At 53.7% G+C, this 311-nt stretch carries 1 pseudogene; it reads left to right on the top strand.

Annotation, left to right across the window (positions count from 1 at the left end):
• Positions 1-105: 105 nt before the first annotated feature.
• A pseudogene (locus tag HMPREF2996_RS12885) lies at positions 106-311 on the top strand (HNH endonuclease); the annotation flags it as partial.

The raw sequence follows: 311 nt of genomic DNA, 5'->3' as shown, positions 1-311 counted from the left end.
ACGACTTGACATGAATTTAGCGCTAACTATGGCTATGTGGGGCGTGTGGTACTAGAATCATGGTTAGAACACTTCTTCTAACTCATGTTGATCTCGGGGGAGACCATGACCACTACTGCTACACGCCCGCCTACCTTCTTCTTTTCCACCACCAACCCTAATAATCCACACGCGATGGCCCGTGCTCAAGCCCGGAGAGCCACCTATAAAACCTGGGTCGGGGCCATGCCCAGCCTTGACGCCGATATCAACACCACCGCACTATCCCTAGTGGCTGCCTGGTCACTGCCCGAAGGCCACATTAAATCCGG

The organism is Corynebacterium sp. HMSC066C02 (genome assembly GCF_001814945.1).
GTDB classification, from domain to species: domain Bacteria; phylum Actinomycetota; class Actinomycetes; order Mycobacteriales; family Mycobacteriaceae; genus Corynebacterium; species Corynebacterium aurimucosum.
Note: the sequence above shows the minus strand (reverse complement) of the source record. Positions and strands in the feature narration are given on the sequence as shown.